Below are 18,539 nucleotides of genomic sequence, written 5' to 3' on the forward strand. Positions count from 1 at the left end.
TTCAATATCCAATTATTAGTTGAGGATATCATGAAATGATATAATCGGGATAAGAAATCAACACTGGAGGAGAGAAAATGACGCTCGAACATTGGTATGACCAAGCGATGACAGCAGAAACGTATATAGAAGATATGGAAAAGCACAAAGAGAATCTGCAGAAGGTGTACGATGAATTTCAGATTCCGGATGACGAAAACTTCTTCCGGCGTCTGGAAAACAGGAAGCTCCGTGTCATCGCCATCACCGAAGACTGGTGCGGTGACGCCATGATGAACATACCCATACTGCTTCATCTGGCTGAAAAGAGCCATACCGAAGTACGCATGCTACTGAGGGACAGCAACCTGGAGCTGATGGACCAGTATCTGACAAACGGCAAATCCCGTTCCATACCGATCTTCATTTTCATCGATGAGGATGGTGAAGAAGTGACGCACTGGGGTCCCCGTGCAGAAACAGTGCAGCAGGCAGTCGGCCAGCTGATGTCCGGATTGCCGGAGAAGGGCTCACCGGAGTACGATGCGGCATTCAAGGAAGCCATCCAGACGCTGACATCCCGCTTTAAAAGTGATGAGACATTCTGGCAGGCGACATATGAAAGCATAAAAGAGAAGACCGAGCAGAAACTGTAGGCGGGATAGAGGAGTTGAGTGCATGAGAAGTCGGGTGACGACATATGTGATTGCAGGAGGCCTGCTCGGCCTCTTTACAGAAAGCGTGATGACGGGTGTCATCGCTGGTGCCGTGGCATATATCGCAGTACGATATGGAGAAGTTACAGGAGATAACGGATAGCGGGGTGCACTTTTGTGCACCTTTTTTGTTCCATTCACAATCGCAGGCGAAACGACTGCAAGTTGGAGCTCCATTCCGCCACTTCTAAGCTTCGTAAAAATAAAAAAGCCGCTTCCAACAGGAAGCGGACAGAGGAACTATTGTGATTTATACTGCAGGCCGATAAACTGCATCTTCTGGTTAAACAGTTTTGGATAGGCCATGTATCCGACCATGACGGATGACATGGCTGCGGTTGTGAGGAGCAGGAACAAGATCAACAGCTGGTACAGGACGGCTTCCATCGGATCGGCACCACCGATGATGAGTCCGCTCATCATGCCCGGCAGCTGGACGAGTCCCATGGTCTTCTGTGCTTCTATTGTCGGGATCATGCTGGTCTGGATGGCCGACTTCAGGCTCTTGTCGATGGCGACTTTGGGCTGGCCGCCCATGGACAGGATGAGTTCGATGGTTTCGTCACTGCGATCGACTTCGTCCTTGAATTTATTCAGGAAGAGCAGGGACAGCACCATGCAGTTGCCGATGACCATGCCGCTGATCGGGATGACTTCCTGCGGAGTAAATGGAATGATGCCGAAACTCAGCATGATACCCATCGTCACTGTTTCCACAACGACGAGTGTAAGGACGATCATCCATGTGATGCCGGGGATGCCGTCCCCTTTTTTGATGATGTTCTGTGTCGCTGCAGCAATCATCAGCATAATCATCAGTATGATGAAGATCGGGCTGTCGCTTTCGAAAACGAAGGTCAGGATATATCCGACGATCAGCAGCTGGATGATTGAACGGATGGTCGCGATGATGATATCCTTTTCGAGGCCGAGTTTGAGTACGAGTGCCAATCCGAGTGGAATGGCGATGAATATCAGGGATAGCGCAAGCTGTGTATAGGTCAAAGTTCTTCCCCCTCCACAAATTTTTGGATGAGCGGATTATCGGAATGGTCGATGAAGGATGCATCGCCGAATTCGATCAGCTCCCCGCTCCTCAGGAACCACATGTCGTCACTGACCCGGCGTGCCTGGTCGAGGTCATGGGTGATCCAGATGACGGTGACATTGTATTCACTCTGCAGACGGAGGATAAGCCGTTCGACTTCCTTCACCATCCGGTAGTCGAGGCTTGCGGTGATTTCATCGAGCAGAAGGACCTCTGGCTGGTTGACGAGCGTACGCGCGATGGAGATGCGGCTCTTTTCTCCCCCGGAGAGTGATTTTATATTCTGATCGAGCGGTATGCTGCCGAGATCGACACGGTCCAGCAGTTCCACGGCACGCTTCTCATCCAGCGTCTCACCGAAGATGGCCTTTGGAAGGTTGAGGTTGTCATAGACCGTCCCGCCGATCATCGGTGCACTCTGGAAGGCCATTCCGATCCGCTTTCTCAATTCGATCATATCCATGCCGGCAATATTCTCCCCCCTGAAAAATATATCCCCGGAGTCGGGCGAAAGCAGGCCGTTGATATGCTTCAGGCAGGTGGTCTTTCCTGCACCACTGGGGCCGACGAAGGTTGTGATGCGCCCCTCGTTAAAATGACCGGTGATATTATGTAGAATGCCATTATGGCTGACATTTTTGAATTCGATTATAGTCATGGAAATGTGCTCCTTATACATTAGAGTGGTCGACAGCTGATCCCGCCCGTGGTCGTTGACATGATAATGCAGTCATGCACCTCCATAGCGTATGGCTGCCTCCTGCATGCCCAGTTACCATCTTATACGAACTTTCCCACAGCTGCAAAGTGGGCGGTAACACTATTTATAATTATTATAAATAAGAGTATAACATAAATTATAATTATTAAAAATAATGAATTTTACATATTCCCTGCCGCGCTGTATTTATACAAATGGCTGCCTGAATTATGTTACAATAAAGTAAGGTGATTTCTATGATTTATATTGGACTGACAGGTTGGGGGGATCATGATGATCTATATACCGACCTTGCAAATAAAAAGGATAAGCTGCCGGCCTATGCCTCCCATTTCCCGATTGTTGAACTGGATGCAACGTACTATGCCATCCAGCGTACTTCAACGGTTGAGAAGTGGTGCAATGAAACCCCGGATAAATTCAAATTCGTCGTCAAGGCCCACCAATATATGACGGGGCACAGCGACTACCGCGACCACTATGACTCCATCAGGGATGTCTTCAGTGCCTTCCGCGATATGCTGCGCCCGATGGAGAAGGCGGGGAAGCTCGGGTTCGTCCTGTTGCAGTTTCCCCCGTGGTTCGACTGTACACATAAGAATATACGCTATGTAAAATATGCGAAGGAACAGCTTGAGCCATACAAGGTGGCGGTCGAGTTCAGGAACCAGACGTGGTTCGAGGCGCGGTACCGTGAGGAGACGCTGTCATTCCTTGATGCCAACGGCATGATCCACAGCATCTGTGACGAGCCCCAGGCCGGGATGGGGAGCATCCCGTTCGTCAACCGGGTGACGGACCGGACGGCATTCATCAGGCTGCATGGACGCAACGTGCATGGCTGGACCCAGAAGGATCGTACCAGCCAGGAGTGGCGGAATGTCAGGTACCTGTACGATTATAATGAAATAGAGCTTGAGTGGCTGAAGAAGCAGGTCGAAATCCTCAAGCATAAGACGAAGGACATCTACATCGTTTTCAACAACAATTCCGGCGGACATGCCGCTGGCAATGCACAGGATTTCATGGCAATGATGGATATCCGGTATGAAGGGCTTTCCCCGAAACAGCTGAAGTTGTTCTAGCTGGAGTGGGGGGAAGAAGATTTCTGATGCATAATTACAGCCAGGAACTCCTGGTCTTCCAAAGGAGCCACGCTTATGGAATATATCATCCTTATATTGATCGGGCTTGCCGCTTCTGCCCTTGGAGCGCTTGTCGGTATCGGCGGGGGCGTCATCATCGTCCCGCTGCTCATATTCTTCGGCATCAACCTGGGTATTCTGGACCGCATCACACCGCAGAGCGCAGTCGGTACTTCAAGCATCATCCTGATTGTCATCGGATTGTCCGCAATGATCTCATATGGACGAAGCAACCAGGTGGACTGGAAGAACGGCAGGCTGTTCCTGCTCGGCATCATGCCGGGTGCCTTCATCGGATCCTATGCCAGCCGCTTCTTCACAATCGACAGCTTCAACCTGTATTTCGGCATCTTCCTCATATTTCTAAGTGCCCTGCTCATCATCAGGGACAGGATAAAGCCCATTTCCATCTTTCAAAACGAGCGCTATATGGAGCCCCATGTGGATAATATGGGGGAGGTCCACCACTATGGATTCCCGGCCTATATCGCCATCATATCCACATTCGTGGTCGGCTTTTTCACCGGTCTTTTCGGCATCGGTGGCGGCGCACTGATGACGCCGCTCATGTTGCTTGTGTTCCGCATGCCGGCGACCATAGCGATCGGCACGAGCATGATGATGGTCTTCTTTTCCGGTTCGGCCGCAGCCGTGGGCCATATGCTGCAGGGCAATGTGGACTTCTGGTATGCACTCTTCATCGTGCCCGCCGCCTTCATTGGGGCCAAGATCGGCGTAATGGCCAACCACCGCTTCAATTCCGATTCGCTCGTTGTCGTGCTGCGCACAGTCCTTCTGCTGCTCGGCGTATACATGATTCTACAGACCATCATTTAGAGGTGATTCGATGGAAGTGAAGCTATTCCATACAAATGACATACACAGTCATCTGTATAACTATCTGAAGATAAAAGATTTTCTCCACAACAAGAAGCGGCAATACAAACAGAATATGATGTATGTCGATCTCGGAGACCACGCAGACCGCTCCCATCCCTACACGGAAGCGACGCTCGGGAAGGGAAACGTGGAAATTCTCAACGAGGCCGGCTGCGAGGTGGCCACAATCGGCAACAACGAAGGCATCACCCTTCAGAAGGAAGACCTGAAGGAATTGTACGACGACGCCGATTTCGATGTCATCTGTGCCAACCTCCGTGAGGTGGGCAGCACGTCCCCATACTTCAAACCCTATGTCATCAAGGAGGTGGAGGGCATCAGGTTCGGCTTCATCGCCGCGACGGTGGAGTTCACCCCCTTCTACAAGGCACTGGGCTGGGAAGTGTCGGATGCTTTCGAATGGATTCTGAAAGCCATAAGGGAGATCAATACAGAGGTCGACTGCATCGTCATGATGAGCCATCTCGGACGTTATGATGACGAGTCGCTCGCAATGATGTTCCCTGAAATAGATGTCATATTGAGTTCGCACACCCACCACTACTTCGAAGAGGGGGAGTGGGTCGGAGATACCCTGCTTGCGGCTGCCGGACGGTTCGGCGACTACGTCGGGGAAGTGACGCTGGAGTTTGAAGGGCATTCCCTCATCCGGAAACATGCGCGCATCTATGATACCGACCTCCTGTCGAGCAGCGATGACCATTATTATGAAATCGGCCGGGACATGATGTCGACAGTCGTCAAGGATGAGGCGCCGCCGATCGGACGGACCCTCTATTCCACCAGCCAGTTCATCGTGACACTGGCACGCATGGTAAGGCTGTTCACGGACAGTGATGCGAGCCTGCTCCACACGGGGCTCATTGCGAAGCCTTTCGAAGGCGGCGCCCTGACGGAATACGACCTGCACAAGGTGCTGCCGCATGCGATCAATACGGTCCAGATTGAATTGACCGGGCGTGAACTGAAGGAAGTCTTCAACCAGGCGTCAAAGCATGAGTTCAAGGATGACATCGTCCGGGGCCTCGGTTTCAGAGGGGATATATTCGGCTGTTTCGTCACGGACAATATCGGCTATATCCAGTCGGAGCGCGAATACTACATCAATGGCGAACGTATCGATGACCGGCGGCACTATAAGCTCGGCACACTGGACATGTACACTTTCGGCAGGATATTCCCGCAGTTCAGGTATTCGAAGAAAGTCTACAAGATGCCGGAGTTTCTGCGGGATATCGTCAAGATGTACCGTACGGAATTATAGTTGAAAAGTGCGCAATCTATGCTATAATATTCTATGACAATTGAAGAACGGAAAGTAGAGGTCGCAACGGCCATGAGTACAGGAGGGAGCAGGCATGCTTTGAACTTCTGGAAAGGGGCAGTTGCCGAAGGATGCACCCGGCGGGGTGCCATTCTGGGACCAGGTCGAAGAGGCCGGGTACTGTCATTACGATGATGCGCTACATATTGGTGATGGACGTCACGGTGGCTGAATCTGTAATGCTGCTGTGACGTCTTTTTATGATCTAAATAGTTTCTCAGGAGGATATATATGGAAAGTATACTGAACTGGGAGTACATCTCCCTCGTCCCGCCGCTTCTTACACTGCTGCTGGTGGTGCTGACACGCAAAGTGGGCATCAGCCTTGGTGTCGGGATCATCACTTCGGCGTTTGTCGTAGCGGGCGCGGACATAATGGAAACGCTGGGAATGATTTGGAACAGCTTCGCGATCATTTTCGTGGATGGGGGATCCATCAATACATGGAATGCATTCATCCTCATCTTCCTCAGTCTGCTCGGCATCATGACGGCATTCATCAACATGTCGGGCGGGGCCAGGGCCTTCACCGCCTGGGCACTGACGAAGGTGAAATCCCGGCGGGGTGCGAACATGGCAACCGCACTGCTCGGCATCATCGTCTTCATTGATGATTACTTCAGTGCATTGATCGTCGGCCAGGTGGCAAAGCCGCTTACGGACAAATATAACGTCTCCCGGGCAAAGCTTGCCTATCTGATCGATACGACGGCATCACCGATTTCCGTCATCGCCCCGATTTCAAGCTGGGGCGCAGGCATCATGGGGCTGGTGGCACCATTGATTGCCGCAGCGGGCATGGTGGCGGTTACGCCATTCCAGGCATTCGTCTATATGATTCCGATGAACTTCTACGTACTGACTGCGGTGGCGATGATGTTCATCGTCATCCTGACACGTTTCGACATCGGACCGATGCGCAAGCACGAATCCCTCGCCATCAATGAGGGACAGGTCGTCGGGGACACGCGTGAAGTGCCCGGCGAGACGGACGAGGAGCTCCCCGTCCATCAGCAGGGTTCTGCCAAAGCGCTCATCGTGCCGATTCTGGGTCTCGCCATCACGGTCATCGTGGCGATGTTCGTCACAGGTGCAATGACGGGCGGTTCGTTCGACATCTTCAGCATCTTCGAAAATACGCTGGTTACGCATTCCCTCGTCATCGGGGGAATCGTCGGCCTGGTGCTGAGCCTGTTCTACTTCTTCAAATATACACGCAAGGACAGCGACTTCGGCAAGACGGAAATCTGGCTGGGTGTGAAGACCGGCTTCATGGCAATGTTCCCGGCAATCCTTGTGCTGACTCTGGCATGGATGATCGGGGATCTGATCGGCCAGCTCGGCACCGGCGAACTGCTCGGTGCGATGGTCGAGAATTCGAACATGCCGACAGGTCTGCTGCTTGCAGTCGTCTTTGCGGTCGCCTGTCTGATGGCGTTGGCAACGGGGACAAGCTGGGGTTCGTTCGGCATCCTGATCCCGATCACGGGTGAAATCATGATCTCACTCGATGCGACGGACCTGCTGCTGCCAAGCATCGCAGCGGTACTCGCCGGCGCAGTGTTCGGCGACCACTGTTCACCGATTTCGGACTCGACGATCCTGTCATCCACCGGTGCGGGGTGCAACCACATCGTCCATGTCATGACCCAGCTGCCATATGCGGTCGGTTCTGCGCTGATTGCGCTGGTCGGCTACCTGGTCCTCGGGCTGACATCGAGTCTCCTGCTCGCCCTTCTGACACTGCTGGTGCTCATCATTATTGTCGTAGTCGTCTCCAAGGTCGTCTATACTCCAATCGCCAAAGAAAGTACAGAATCATAGAGCAGAAAAGCTCCCACCTCAGGATGGGAGCTTTTTAATATGCAATAGCCCACATATTGGAACATTTTTTTATTTTTGACACTTTATTCGAATAATTATGATAATATGAACATGATATTCAATTCATAAGGAGGGCATTATAAGTGGCTACAAAAAATGAAGAGATCCTGAGAAAACCTGATTGGTTGAAGATCAAGCTGAACACCAATAAAAACTATACCGGCCTGAAGAAAATGATGCGTGAGAAGAACCTACATACAGTATGTGAAGAGGCAAAGTGCCCGAACATACACGAATGCTGGGCGGAACGCCGCACTGCCACATTCATGATCCTGGGTGCGATCTGCACCCGTGCCTGCAGATTCTGTGCAGTCAAGACAGGACTGCCGAATGAACTGGATTGGGACGAGCCGAACCGCGTGGCGGAATCTGTGCAGATGATGAACCTGAAGCATGTCGTCATCACGGCAGTCGCAAGGGATGACCTGAAGGACGGCGGCTCAAGGGTTTATGCGGAGACGGTAAGGAAAGTCCGCGAGGAGAATCCATTTACGACAATCGAAGTATTGCCATCGGACATGGGTGGGGAGTATGATAACCTCAGGACACTGATGGATGCCAAGCCTGATATTCTGAACCATAACATTGAGACGGTGGAGCGCCTGACGCCAAGAGTCCGTGCAAAGGCGAAATACCATCGGACGCTTGAACTGCTCAGGCGTTCAAAAGAGATGTATCCGGATATTCCGACCAAATCGAGCATCATGGTCGGCCTTGGCGAGACGGTCGAGGAACTCCACCAGACGATGGACGACCTTCGTGCGAATGATGTCGACATACTGACGATCGGCCAGTACCTGCAGCCTTCAAGGAAGCACCTCAAAGTCCAGAAGTACTATACGCCGCTTGAATTCGGCAAACTGAGGAAAGTGGCGATGGAAAAAGGCTTCAAGCACTGTGAAGCCGGGCCGATGGTCCGTTCAAGCTATCATGCCGATGAGCAGGTGAACGAAGCTGCCAAGGCAAGGCAGGCCAAAGGTGATGAACTATTGAAAGGTGAGTAGTACTATGATTACGATAGATCATATGCATTTTGAACTGGTTGAAGATTACCGGGATGCTTTTGATGAAGAACAATTTAAAAAGAAGTATAGCGAAGTGCTCAATAAATATGATTATATCGTTGGAGATATCGGCTATGAGAAGCTGAGGCTGACCGGCTTCTACCGGGATGGCAAATCCAAGGTGGAACGGGACAAGAAGTACAGTGCCATACAGGACTACCTCTATGAGTACTGCAACTTCGGCTGTGCCTACTTCGTATTGCGCAAAATCCCGAAATCGGAAATGAAGGCGGGGCAGGAAGCGGATGAAGAAAGCACAAGCACCGGAACTTCACCCGAGGGACAGGGCCCGGGGCCGGAACCACAGAAGAACAAGACGCTCGCCGCCCATCAGCCTGTGGACGGGGAATGAGGAAAAGCCTGCTCCCCGATTCGGGGGAGCAGGCTTCATTCTTATCCACACATATTTTCTTCAGACGATGATTTCCGAGAGGAACGCCTCCACTTCCGAAGCTTCCTCGTCGGTGTACCCCAGTATATGGGCGATATATCCTTCCTCTTCGAGATCATCCGGGCCGATGATGCCGAACCGGTTGCCCTGTGTGTTCAGGACCAGGCTTTTGCCGAAATAGCGGTCCGTCTGGATGATGGCCAGATCGTACCGCCCATGTTCGCCCACAAAGCTGACATAGCGGGTATAGGTATCTTCTGATTCATCGTAAAGAAAGAAGTCGATCAAAGGGTTCCCCTCCAGTTCAAGTGTACTGGAATTATGCTATCATATTATTGGGAGAGTTACAAAAGAACTATTATGGGAGTGTCGATGGATGTATTTTGTAGACAAGGATATACTGCTTGAACGATTGGACTATATAGAGGACCTTGCAGCCGATTTCGACAGGAAGGAAGGGCTTGCGCTCGAGCGCACATGCCATATGCTGATTGAAGCGGTGGTCGATGTCGGCAACATGATCATCGATGCTTTCATCCTGCGCGATCCGGGAAGCTACCAGGATGTCATGGACATCATGGAAAATGAGGGTGCGATCCCGCCGGAGGATAACGGGCATTTCCGCGAAACATTCAGATGGCGGAGCGAACTGACACGCAACTATACGCAGCTGGACCACCGGGCGATGAAGGAGAGTTTCCAGAAGCATCTGCCGGCATACAGGGATTTCAAAGGCAATGTCTTCGCCTTCTTTGAAAATGAGGGACAGGCGATCACTGCGTTCGGGGGAGATCAGCATGAAGTATGAAGGCTACCTGATCGACCTTGACGGCACGATGTACAGTGGGAACACCGTTATAGACGGGGCCATCGACTTCATCGACCGGTTGAACCAAAATGGCATCCCGTATGTTTTCCTGACCAACAATGCCACAAAAACACAGTGGGAAGCGGCACAGAAGCTGATCGACATGGGGTTTGACATCCATCCGGAAACACTCTATACATCAGCGATGGCAACGGCCGCCTACCTCGAAACGGAGCAGCCCGGAGCACGCGTCCATGTGATCGGTTCCGAAAGTCTGAAATCAACCCTTGCGGATTCTGGATTCACCCTTGCGGATTCCGATGTGGATTATGTGGTGATGGGGCTGGATACGGCCATCAACTATGAAAAACTGTCGCTCGGTGCCCGGCTGATTGCCGGCGGGGCAAAATTCATCTCCACCAATCCGGACCGGAAATTTCCGACAGAGGCGGGGCTCGTGCCGGGGAATGGTGCGCTCGTATCGGTGCTCGTGAATACGACGGATGTGGAGCCGGTCACAATCGGAAAGCCCCAGGGCATCATACTGGAGGCGGCCGTCTCCACGCTCGGACTGCCGAAGGACAGGGTGCTGCTCGTCGGCGACAACTATGACACCGATATCCGTACCGGTCTCGATAATGGCGTGGATACGCTCCATGTCAATACGGGCGTCACATCTGGAGAGGCAGTGAAGAAACAGGCAAGACAGCCTGAATACATGATCGATCATCTGAAAGAATGGAGTGTGGAGTAAGTGAAGAAAATTGTAATCACCCGAAAAATCAATCCGAACATGATTGAAAAGCTGAAGAAGGACTTTGAAGTGGTCGTATGGAATGAAGACGAGAAGCCGATGCCGCGCGAACGCTTCCTTGAAGAGACGAAAGATGCCCATGGTGTAATGACCATGCTCAGCGACAAGGTCGATCGGGAGATGCTCCAGAATGCAGAAAATCTCAAAGTCGTGGCCAATCTGGCTGTCGGCTTTGACAACATCGATCTGGAAGCGGCCCGGGCGCATGATGTCATCATTACGAACACTCCGGATGTGCTGACCGAAACCACTGCCGAACTTGCATTCACGCTGATGCTGACGGCCGCACGTCGTGTACTGGAGGCGAACCGCGAGCTGATGGCAGGGGAATGGTCGGGCTGGAGCCCATATCACATGGCCGGTACGGATGTCTTCGGCAAGACGGTGGGCATCTTCGGCATGGGCTCGATCGGAGCGGCATTCGCCAGGCGCCTGTCTGGCTTCCGTTCTAAAGTCCTCTATCATAACCGCAGCCGCTCCGAAGTCGGGGAGTCCATGGGTGCAGAACTGGTCTCATTCGAAGATCTGCTGGCTGAATCGGACTTTGTATTATGTGCTGCCCCGCTCACTGAAGAGACGAAGCACCGTTTTGACAGGGAGGCATTCAGCCGCATGAAGGAGAGCGCCTTCTTCGTCAATATCGGCCGCGGCGCCCACGTTGTGGAGGAAGACCTCGCAGAAGCGGTCAGAACTGGTGAAATAAAAGGCGCCGCCCTCGATGTTTTTGAAAACGAACCGATCGGCAGGGACCATCCTTTCATCGGCATCGACAACATGACGCTGCTTCCGCACATCGGCAGCGCATCGGTGGATACGCGGAACAACATGATGAACCTGTGCGTCAACAATATCATGGAAGTATTGAATGGCGGTAAGCCGATTACACCGGTAAAATAGGGAAGGGCGCCCTCAGGGGGTGCCTTCAGCCCTTATTGTCAACTTTAAATAAATAAAGGTTAACAAAGGCTCCGGATAGTGGTATGATGGGAGGCAAATAGGAAAGAGGTGGTTTGATGTCAACGAAACATCTTGTGTATGTTGCCCTGTTTGCCGCACTGATTGCAATCGGTGCACAGATCCGTCTGCCCATCGGCCCGGTGCCGGTGACATTGCAGGTGCCGATGGTCCTGCTTGCCGGCCTGTTGCTGGGACCGAAGCTTGGCGCAATGAGTGCGCTCGTCTATATGCTGATGGGTCTGGTCGGTCTGCCAGTCTTCGCCGGAGGCGGGGGACTCGGCACGGTCGTTTCACCGACTTTCGGCTTTATTCTCGGTTATATACCTGCCGCCTGGCTTGCGGGATTCGGTGCTACATACAAATCTTCACTTGCCGGTGCAATCAGCTTCGCACTCATTGCATTGGCCGTCATTTTTATAGCCGGCTTCCTGTACTTCGTCTTCATCATGAACGTGGTGCTCGGCACGCCGATGAGTGCTGTGGAGGCATTCAAGGTGGCGGTGCTCCCATTCGTGCTGAAGGATGTAGTCGTAGCCGTGCTGACGAGCCTGTTTGCCCGTACGCTCCATACCCGCGGGTTCAGCCTGGCGAGTGGCTGATGAAGAAAAAATGCCACTGGAGACCTCCAGTGGCAAAAATCAGGCTTCCTTTTCGATTGACTTCTGAACGGGCTTGAGCTGCACATGGCCGTCCTGTACGATCTCATCATTTACAGTGACGAGCGGATAGAACAGTTCGTCATCATTGATGCGTTCGATGAGGCTCTCGTCGAAATCCGACAGGTTGTCCGCGCGGTCGATGTCGATATAATTGAAATTCAGTTCGTGGTCAGGGTATTTTCGCGACAGTACAGCTTCAAGCCATTCATAGGTGTCCTTGGAGCCTGGTGCATTGACGCAGCTTGCACATACGACGTCACGGCCGTATACGTTGATTGCATACTTCATAAAGTAACATCCGCCTTTCAGATGATGGATTTTTTCTTCCATATCCATTATAATATACATATAATCATTTGCGTATGAAATAATAGGGAGTGAATTTCATGACTACAGGACAAGATACGATGTTTGAACAAGTCGATGAAGTATTGGATAAATTGCGTCCTTTTCTGCTAAGGGATGGCGGGGACTGTGAGCTTGTGGATGTGGAAGACGGCATTGTGAAGTTGCGTCTTCTCGGAGCTTGTGGCACGTGCCCAAGTTCAACGATCACACTCAAGGCAGGAATCGAACGTGCACTGCTTGAAGAAGTACCAGGTTTTGTGGAAGTGGAACAGGTATTCTGATACATCCAAATAAACAGCCCCCGCAGTGCGGGGGCTGTTTATTAATTGTTGCCGAGTTTGTACATCCACAGCACACCGCTTTTCAGCATGCGTGCGATACGGCCTGTGACCGTCCGTTCCTTGAGGTAGGCGAACCCTTCCTTGGAGCCGAGCGATCCGAGGATGCCCTGCATTTTGATGTCGGACATCTTTTCGGGAAGCGCCTTGCCCTTGATGATATCCTCCATGATTTCCGCAATCTGTTCCGCCTGGCCTTCCGCCACCTGTGCTGATGGTGCATGCTTGAGGGCTGCGGAATCGCCGACCACATAGACGTTTTCGTATTCCGGAACCTGATGGTACTGGTTGAGTACGACACGTCCACCGGGGCCGAACTCAACCGGAAGGTTGCGTACGACTTCGACCGGCTGCACGCCGGCTGTCCAGATGGCCAGATCCAGATCATGCGATTCATTGTTGTTGTAGACCTTGTCGGCTTCGACCTTCACGATGTTCGAATTCGGGATGACTTCGACATCATTGTCATCGAACCACCTTTTGACATAGGCACTGAGACGTGCCGGATACATTGGAAGGATACGGTCGCCACGATCGAACAGCTTGATGGTGAGGTCTTCACGCGCTTCGCGCAGCTCGCTGGCCACTTCGATGCCGCTCAGTCCTGCACCGACGATGCCGACTGTGGAGCCGGGCTTGAGATCTCCGATGCTTTCGTAGGTGGCACGCGACTCCCTCAGGGATTGGATACTGTAGGTATGTTCCTTCGCGCCCGGCACATCATGGTATTTATCCTCACAGCCGAGACCGATGACGAGCATGTCATAGTCCAGCGTCTGCTTCTCGAGGATGACTCTGCTGTTGTCGATATCGATTTCAGCAACCGTGTCAAAGACGATATTGACCTTGTCATCATCCGGGAAGTCGACACGGACGTTCTTTTCACTTTTCGTCCCTGCAGCCAGGGCATAGTATTCAGTTTTCATCCCGTGGAAAGGGTTCTTGTCCACGAGTGTGATGGTGTAGTCGGAGGGCAATTTTGGAAGGATACGCTGAATGAAACGCATATTCCCATAGCCGCCTCCGAGGCATACGATAGTCTTCATAGTCAGTACCGCCTTGTATTAGAAATTCTATTATTTACATTATAATATTTAACGCGATAAACTACAATGAAAGTCGGCAATAATGCCGAGAAAGAGGGAATGCAATGTTTACCCTTGTCGAGTTCTGTTCATCAAATATGCTGAAGGGCACCGAGGAGGTGTACCGGACACTGGACGAAGACCCGGAGATCGATGTGCTGGATTATGGCTGTCTGAACAACTGCGGGCTATGCAGCAAAGCATTCTTCGTACTTGTGGACGGTGAAATTGTCAGCGCCATGACCCCGGAGAAGCTCCTTGAGAAGATATATAAAAGAATAGACAGGAACAAAAGAGATATGGAGGAATGGACCGATGATTTGAGTTAGACGGCCGTTTGCTCTATAATTGGAAATAATAAAAAATAATTAGGGGTGATAATGTGTCTCATGTAACTCTAACTGAAAGTGCCGCCTATGAAGTGAAGGATATGCTCGAAAAGAACGAAATGGAGAATGGCTACCTCAGATTCAAAGTCCAGGGCGGAGGCTGCACAGGCCTGACATACGGCATGGCAGCTGAACTGGAACAGACGGACAAGGATGAAGTGTACGAATTCCATGGCGTCAAAGTACTCGTCGCCAAGAAGGACATTCCCGTCATAGATGGCACTGTAATCGATTTTAAACAGTCCCTGATGGGCGGCGGTTTTACAATAGACAACCCGAACGCCACACTCGCCTGCGGCTGCGGCTCTTCATTCCGCACAAAAGAGGTCGCCGGACAACCGGAAGATTGTTAAAGAATCAGCCAAACCGCTTGAAATATGTGAAGAAAATCGCTAATATTATAAGAGATTAATATTAGCGGTTTTAATTATGCCTAAATTCAGGTGCAATCTAAAAAATGGAGAGAAAAGGTGACGTTATAATGAGCTTTGAGAGAAAGAAAATTTTGGTGCTGGGTGCAGGGTACGCAGGCTTGCAGACAATATCCAAACTTCAGAAACTGTTATCTCATCAAGATGCCGACATTACACTCATCAATAAGAATGAGTACCATTACGAAGCGACATGGCTGCATGAAACAGCTGCCGGAACGATCGATTGGGAAGAAGGCGTCTACCCGATCAACAAAGTGGTCGATGCACAGAAGGTCGCCTTCGTTCCAGCAGAGGTCACTGCAATCCACAAGGATGAGCAACGTGTGGAAACGACACAGGGTACATTCGAATATGACATCCTTGTCGTCGCACTCGGTTTCGAAAGTGAAACTTTCGGCATCGATGGCATGGAGGAGCATGCCCATTCTATCGTCAACCCGCAGACATCCCTTGAAGCGCGCGAGGAGATCGAGCGCAACTTCGCAAACTACAAGAAGTCCAACGACCCCAAGGATATTTCCATCCTGGTCGGCGGTGCAGGCTTTACAGGCATAGAGTATCTGGGCGAACTGGTTGAAAGTGTTCCGGAACTTTGTGAAAAGCATGGCATCGACTACAACAAAGTGAACATTACCTGTGTGGAAGCAGCGCCTAAAATGCTGCCGATGTTCCCTGAAAATCTGGTCGACTATGCTGTAAAGTATCTGGAAGACCGCGGTGTCAAATTCATGGTCGACACGCCGATCGTGGCAGCCAATGAAGACGGCTTCGTTGTGGAAGTGGATGATGAAAAACAGCAGATCGAAGCGAACAGCGTCATCTGGACAGCCGGTGTACGCGGCAGCAGTCTGATGGAGGAATCTTTCGACGATGTCAAACGGGGACGCATCATTGTACGTCCGGACCTTCGCATCGAAGGGTATGACAACATCTATGCCATCGGTGACGTCGCTGCAGTGATGAACGGGGAGACTGAACGCCCATGGCCGACAACTGCCCAGATTGCAATGCAGCTAGGTGAACATACAGCGAAGAACATCGAGCTTTCGCTCAAAGGCGAAAAGCTTGAGCCGTTCTCCTATGATGACAAAGGTACTGTCTGCTCACTCGGATCAAAAGACGGCATCGGGCTCGTCATGGGCCGTGAGATCAAAGGCAAGAAGGCAGCCTTCATGAAGCGCCTCATCGATTCCAGGGCCATATTCAAAATCGGTGGACCACTGCTCGCCTATTCAAAAGGAAAACTGTTCTGATACAACTGATAAGACAGGCATGGGTATTGCTTTAATGCCCGTGCCTTTTTTTCATGTGGAGGGTAATCAATAATGTCAATAATACAACTCGTAATATCCATGCTGTTGTTCTTTGTCCTATTCTATGGCATCAGTTTCATACTGAATATGATATTGAAGATGACATGGCTGATGGTGGGCGTATATCCTTTCATCGTCCTGCTCATCGTTGACGGCATATCAACAGCGGAATATTTTACAAATACATCTGAAGCTTTCAGTACCCTTGGGGAAAGGCTCGTGAATCTGCATCCGGCAGATATGCTGATGCTTGGAAGCGGGCTTGTCGGGACGATACTTGCCGGTATGACAATCCGCTACTTGCGCAAAGCCGGGTACCAGATGTTCTAGGAGGATAAATGATGGAATTTCAATATCGCGACAAATATGTCGCAACAGATGAACCGATCATTATCGGGCTGCCGCATGAGCCGGCCCGTATGGAGAATTACGAAGAAGTGGATACGCTGCTGGGAGGCCAGATGGAAGACATCATCAGGGAGGATGTCCTGTCAACTGAATTTTCGACAGTGACAACGACGGGTGTGACCATACAGCGGGACTACCGCAAAGTCATTGCCGTCGGGCTGGGGAAGATTGAAGCGCTTGATCCCGTGAGACTGTCGGAAGCACTGGGCAGAATGTTCCAATTCCTGAAAGACACGGATACAGTCCGTGGCCAGATACTGCTGGATACATTTCCGGTGGATATAGACCTGCTTGCTGAGACGATGGCCATTATGGCGGAAGTCAGTGTGTATGAATTCAATACATATAAGACAAACCAGCCGCCCCTGTTCAGTGAGGAGGCGGTGTTCTCGATCACCAGCAGGACGGATATCGAAGACAGGATGTCACGGTATAGAAAAGTAGGCGAGGGCATCGTCATGGCGAGGAATTTCAGTGAGACGCCGCCGAACATCATGACACCCGAACATATGGCGGACAAGATTGCGGCGGTATTCCGGTCCCATCCCCATGTCACCGGAGAAGTGAAGAATGACGAAGTACTGGAAGAAGAGGGCTATGGACTGATCACTGCAGTCGGCAAGGCATCCCAGTCGAAGCCCCGGCTCGTCACCATCGAATACCGGCACCCGGAAGCGAAAGGCTACAGGCCGATTGCCCTGGTAGGCAAGGGAATCACGTTTGATACAGGCGGCTATTCGATCAAGACGAAGACCGGCATGCCTGAAATGAAGTATGATATGAGTGGGGCAGCGAATGTCGTCGGCATGATCCACGCCATTTCGGAAATGGGGCTGCCCGTCCACGTGATTGGTGTTGTAGCCCTTGCAGAAAATATGGTTGATGGAAATGCCATGCGTCCGGATGATGTCTATGTTTCCCACAGTGGCCAGTCGGTGGAAATAAAGAACACGGACGCAGAAGGGCGCCTGGTCCTTGGAGACGCGGTTTTCCACGCTTCCCAGTACGCACCGAGCCTGATCATGGATTTTGCAACGTTGACAGGTGCTGTTGTGGCAGCACTCGGAACAGAGCGCACAGGTGTGTTTACAAACAAGGATGCGGCATTCCTCACCCCGCTTGTCGAAATGACGAAGTATACAGGCGAAGAGGTGTGGCATCTGCCTATCTCCGATATTGAAGAGAAGAATGTGCGCCAATCACAAGTGGCCGACCTGACGAATCATGTGGAAAAGCCTGGCCGTGCGTCATTCGCGGCCTGTTTCATCAAGCAGTTCGCCAATGGCACACCATGGATCCATTTTGATATTGCAGGTACAGGCACATCGGATAAAGAAACGCCATACGGTCCAAAAGGGGCCACCGGTGTTATGATCCGCACAATTGTAAAATTGTTCGAAACAGGGAACGTCCATGAATAGCGGAGGCCTGATTGAACTGCTGGAAATCGAGGTCGTGCGTGATGAACCTGGACTGATGGTCATGGACATGCCGGTCACGGAGAAGGTGCTGCAGCCCTACGGTTTTCTTCATGGCGGGGCGAACGTCGTGCTGGCGGAAACCGCAGCAAGCCGGGGGGCAGCAGGGTTGATTGCAGACGATGAAATCACCTTCGGCATGGAGATCAACGCCAACCATATAAAGACGAAGCAGACGGGCAGGCTGACGGCCACAGCAAGATGCCGGCATCAGGGCAGGAGTACCCAGATATGGGAAATCGAGATCATGGATGAGGCAGACGCACTCGTCTGCCTGTCCCGGTGCACGATGGCGGTAAAAAAGAAGAGATGAAAAAATGCGATGGATCCTTAATG

The 18,539-nt window shown here is 51.5% G+C and carries 24 protein-coding genes and 1 riboswitch; of the genes, 19 read left to right on the forward strand and 5 right to left on the reverse strand.

All coding sequences use genetic code 11. The annotated features are described in order from the left end of the window. Positions 1 to 77 precede the first annotated feature (77 nt). Both RQP18_RS02510 and RQP18_RS02515 read left to right on the forward strand, forming a co-directional pair. The gene (locus tag RQP18_RS02510; RefSeq protein WP_342388589.1) at positions 78 to 635 is read left to right on the forward strand and encodes a thioredoxin family protein; all 558 of its coding nucleotides are present in this window, start codon (positions 78 to 80) and stop codon (positions 633 to 635) included. A gap of 22 nt (positions 636 to 657) precedes the next feature. Beyond that, positions 658 to 798 carry a hypothetical protein gene (locus RQP18_RS02515; RefSeq protein ID WP_342388590.1) on the forward strand — a complete coding sequence of 47 codons (141 nt, stop codon included), beginning with the start codon at positions 658 to 660 and terminating at the stop codon, positions 796 to 798. Between the two features lie 137 nt (positions 799 to 935). On the opposite strand, the gene RQP18_RS02520 is transcribed toward RQP18_RS02515, so the two are convergent. Both RQP18_RS02520 and RQP18_RS02525 read right to left on the reverse strand, forming a co-directional pair. Beyond that, on the reverse strand, positions 936 to 1,700 hold the full coding sequence (locus tag RQP18_RS02520) for an ABC transporter permease (RefSeq protein WP_342388591.1): 765 nt from the start codon (positions 1,698 to 1,700) through the stop codon (positions 936 to 938). Further along, a complete protein-coding gene (locus tag RQP18_RS02525) occupies positions 1,697 to 2,401 on the reverse strand; it encodes an ABC transporter ATP-binding protein (protein WP_342388592.1) in 705 nt (234 codons plus the stop codon). The genes RQP18_RS02520 and RQP18_RS02525 overlap by 4 nt, the downstream gene beginning before the upstream one ends. Before the next feature lie 299 nt (positions 2,402 to 2,700). Here RQP18_RS02525 and RQP18_RS02530 point away from each other — a divergent pair, with 299 nt between their 5' ends. From RQP18_RS02530 to RQP18_RS02555, 6 genes are all read left to right on the forward strand, one after another. Next, positions 2,701 to 3,549, forward strand: a complete 849-nt coding sequence (locus tag RQP18_RS02530) for a DUF72 domain-containing protein (protein WP_342388593.1) — start codon at positions 2,701 to 2,703, stop codon at positions 3,547 to 3,549. A 75-nt stretch (positions 3,550 to 3,624) separates the two neighbouring features. Further along, entirely contained in the window at positions 3,625 to 4,446 is an 822-nt protein-coding gene (locus RQP18_RS02535; protein WP_342388594.1) for a sulfite exporter TauE/SafE family protein, read from the forward strand. A gap of 10 nt (positions 4,447 to 4,456) precedes the next feature. Then, entirely contained in the window at positions 4,457 to 5,773 is a 1,317-nt protein-coding gene (locus tag RQP18_RS02540; protein WP_342388595.1) for a bifunctional metallophosphatase/5'-nucleotidase, read from the forward strand. Positions 5,774 to 5,820: 47 nt separating this feature from the next. Then, a riboswitch (Lysine riboswitch) is annotated at positions 5,821 to 5,983 on the forward strand. Positions 5,984 to 6,064: 81 nt separating this feature from the next. After that, complete coding sequence (locus RQP18_RS02545; protein WP_342388596.1) at positions 6,065 to 7,657, forward strand: Na+/H+ antiporter NhaC family protein; 1,593 nt, start codon at positions 6,065 to 6,067, stop codon at positions 7,655 to 7,657. A gap of 143 nt (positions 7,658 to 7,800) precedes the next feature. Further along, positions 7,801 to 8,721, forward strand: coding sequence for a lipoyl synthase (gene lipA / locus RQP18_RS02550; protein WP_342388597.1), 921 nt, complete (start codon positions 7,801 to 7,803; stop codon positions 8,719 to 8,721). A 4-nt stretch (positions 8,722 to 8,725) separates the two neighbouring features. Continuing rightward, on the forward strand, positions 8,726 to 9,133 hold the full coding sequence (locus RQP18_RS02555; RefSeq protein ID WP_342388598.1) for a YutD family protein: 408 nt from the start codon (positions 8,726 to 8,728) through the stop codon (positions 9,131 to 9,133). A 60-nt stretch (positions 9,134 to 9,193) separates the two neighbouring features. On the opposite strand, the gene RQP18_RS02560 is transcribed toward RQP18_RS02555, so the two are convergent. Then, positions 9,194 to 9,460 (reverse strand): DUF3055 domain-containing protein, encoded by a 267-nt coding sequence (locus RQP18_RS02560; protein ID WP_342388599.1) that lies wholly within the window; start codon positions 9,458 to 9,460, stop codon positions 9,194 to 9,196. A gap of 88 nt (positions 9,461 to 9,548) precedes the next feature. On the opposite strand from RQP18_RS02560, the gene RQP18_RS02565 reads away from it, so the two are divergent. The 4 genes from RQP18_RS02565 to RQP18_RS02580 all read left to right on the forward strand — a co-directional run bounded on the left by RQP18_RS02565 (position 9,549) and on the right by RQP18_RS02580 (position 12,350). Next, positions 9,549 to 9,980, forward strand: a complete 432-nt coding sequence (locus RQP18_RS02565) for a DUF86 domain-containing protein (protein ID WP_342388600.1) — start codon at positions 9,549 to 9,551, stop codon at positions 9,978 to 9,980. Continuing rightward, entirely contained in the window at positions 9,970 to 10,734 is a 765-nt protein-coding gene (locus RQP18_RS02570) for a TIGR01457 family HAD-type hydrolase (RefSeq protein ID WP_342388601.1), read from the forward strand. The genes RQP18_RS02565 and RQP18_RS02570 overlap by 11 nt, the downstream gene beginning before the upstream one ends. Further along, the gene (locus RQP18_RS02575; RefSeq protein WP_342388602.1) at positions 10,735 to 11,691 is read left to right on the forward strand and encodes a 2-hydroxyacid dehydrogenase; all 957 of its coding nucleotides are present in this window, start codon (positions 10,735 to 10,737) and stop codon (positions 11,689 to 11,691) included. Between the two features lie 116 nt (positions 11,692 to 11,807). Further along, positions 11,808 to 12,350 carry a biotin transporter BioY gene (locus RQP18_RS02580; RefSeq protein WP_342388603.1) on the forward strand — a complete coding sequence of 181 codons (543 nt, stop codon included), beginning with the start codon at positions 11,808 to 11,810 and terminating at the stop codon, positions 12,348 to 12,350. A gap of 39 nt (positions 12,351 to 12,389) precedes the next feature. Here the strand turns inward: RQP18_RS02580 and RQP18_RS02585 are convergent, their stop codons facing one another. After that, positions 12,390 to 12,740 (reverse strand): YuzD family protein, encoded by a 351-nt coding sequence (locus RQP18_RS02585; RefSeq protein WP_373446109.1) that lies wholly within the window; start codon positions 12,738 to 12,740, stop codon positions 12,390 to 12,392. Between the two features lie 56 nt (positions 12,741 to 12,796). Here RQP18_RS02585 and RQP18_RS02590 point away from each other — a divergent pair, with 56 nt between their 5' ends. Next, positions 12,797 to 13,039: a NifU family protein gene (locus RQP18_RS02590; RefSeq protein ID WP_031547410.1), complete on the forward strand. Its 243-nt coding sequence runs from the start codon at positions 12,797 to 12,799 to the stop codon at positions 13,037 to 13,039. Positions 13,040 to 13,080: 41 nt separating this feature from the next. Here RQP18_RS02590 and RQP18_RS02595 read toward each other — a convergent pair whose 3' ends face one another. After that, complete coding sequence (locus RQP18_RS02595) at positions 13,081 to 14,142, reverse strand: NAD(P)/FAD-dependent oxidoreductase (protein WP_342388605.1); 1,062 nt, start codon at positions 14,140 to 14,142, stop codon at positions 13,081 to 13,083. A 104-nt stretch (positions 14,143 to 14,246) separates the two neighbouring features. Here RQP18_RS02595 and RQP18_RS02600 point away from each other — a divergent pair, with 104 nt between their 5' ends. The 6 genes from RQP18_RS02600 to RQP18_RS02625 all read left to right on the forward strand — a co-directional run bounded on the left by RQP18_RS02600 (position 14,247) and on the right by RQP18_RS02625 (position 18,516). After that, positions 14,247 to 14,510, forward strand: coding sequence for a YuzB family protein (locus RQP18_RS02600; protein WP_342388606.1), 264 nt, complete (start codon positions 14,247 to 14,249; stop codon positions 14,508 to 14,510). Between the two features lie 53 nt (positions 14,511 to 14,563). Beyond that, positions 14,564 to 14,923, forward strand: a complete 360-nt coding sequence (locus RQP18_RS02605; RefSeq protein WP_342388607.1) for a HesB/IscA family protein — start codon at positions 14,564 to 14,566, stop codon at positions 14,921 to 14,923. Between the two features lie 128 nt (positions 14,924 to 15,051). Further along, entirely contained in the window at positions 15,052 to 16,257 is a 1,206-nt protein-coding gene (locus RQP18_RS02610; RefSeq protein ID WP_342388608.1) for an NAD(P)/FAD-dependent oxidoreductase, read from the forward strand. 72 nt (positions 16,258 to 16,329) lie between these two features. After that, positions 16,330 to 16,647 carry a YuiB family protein gene (locus tag RQP18_RS02615; protein WP_342388609.1) on the forward strand — a complete coding sequence of 106 codons (318 nt, stop codon included), beginning with the start codon at positions 16,330 to 16,332 and terminating at the stop codon, positions 16,645 to 16,647. Between the two features lie 8 nt (positions 16,648 to 16,655). Then, positions 16,656 to 18,146 carry a leucyl aminopeptidase family protein gene (locus tag RQP18_RS02620; protein ID WP_373446110.1) on the forward strand — a complete coding sequence of 497 codons (1,491 nt, stop codon included), beginning with the start codon at positions 16,656 to 16,658 and terminating at the stop codon, positions 18,144 to 18,146. Continuing rightward, entirely contained in the window at positions 18,139 to 18,516 is a 378-nt protein-coding gene (locus RQP18_RS02625) for a PaaI family thioesterase (protein WP_342388611.1), read from the forward strand. Before RQP18_RS02620 ends, RQP18_RS02625 begins: the two co-directional genes overlap by 8 nt. The last annotated feature ends 23 nt before the right edge of the window (positions 18,517 to 18,539 follow it).

The organism is Salinicoccus sp. Bachu38 (assembly GCF_038561955.2).
GTDB classification, from domain to species: Bacteria; Bacillota; Bacilli; order Staphylococcales; family Salinicoccaceae; genus Salinicoccus; species Salinicoccus bachuensis.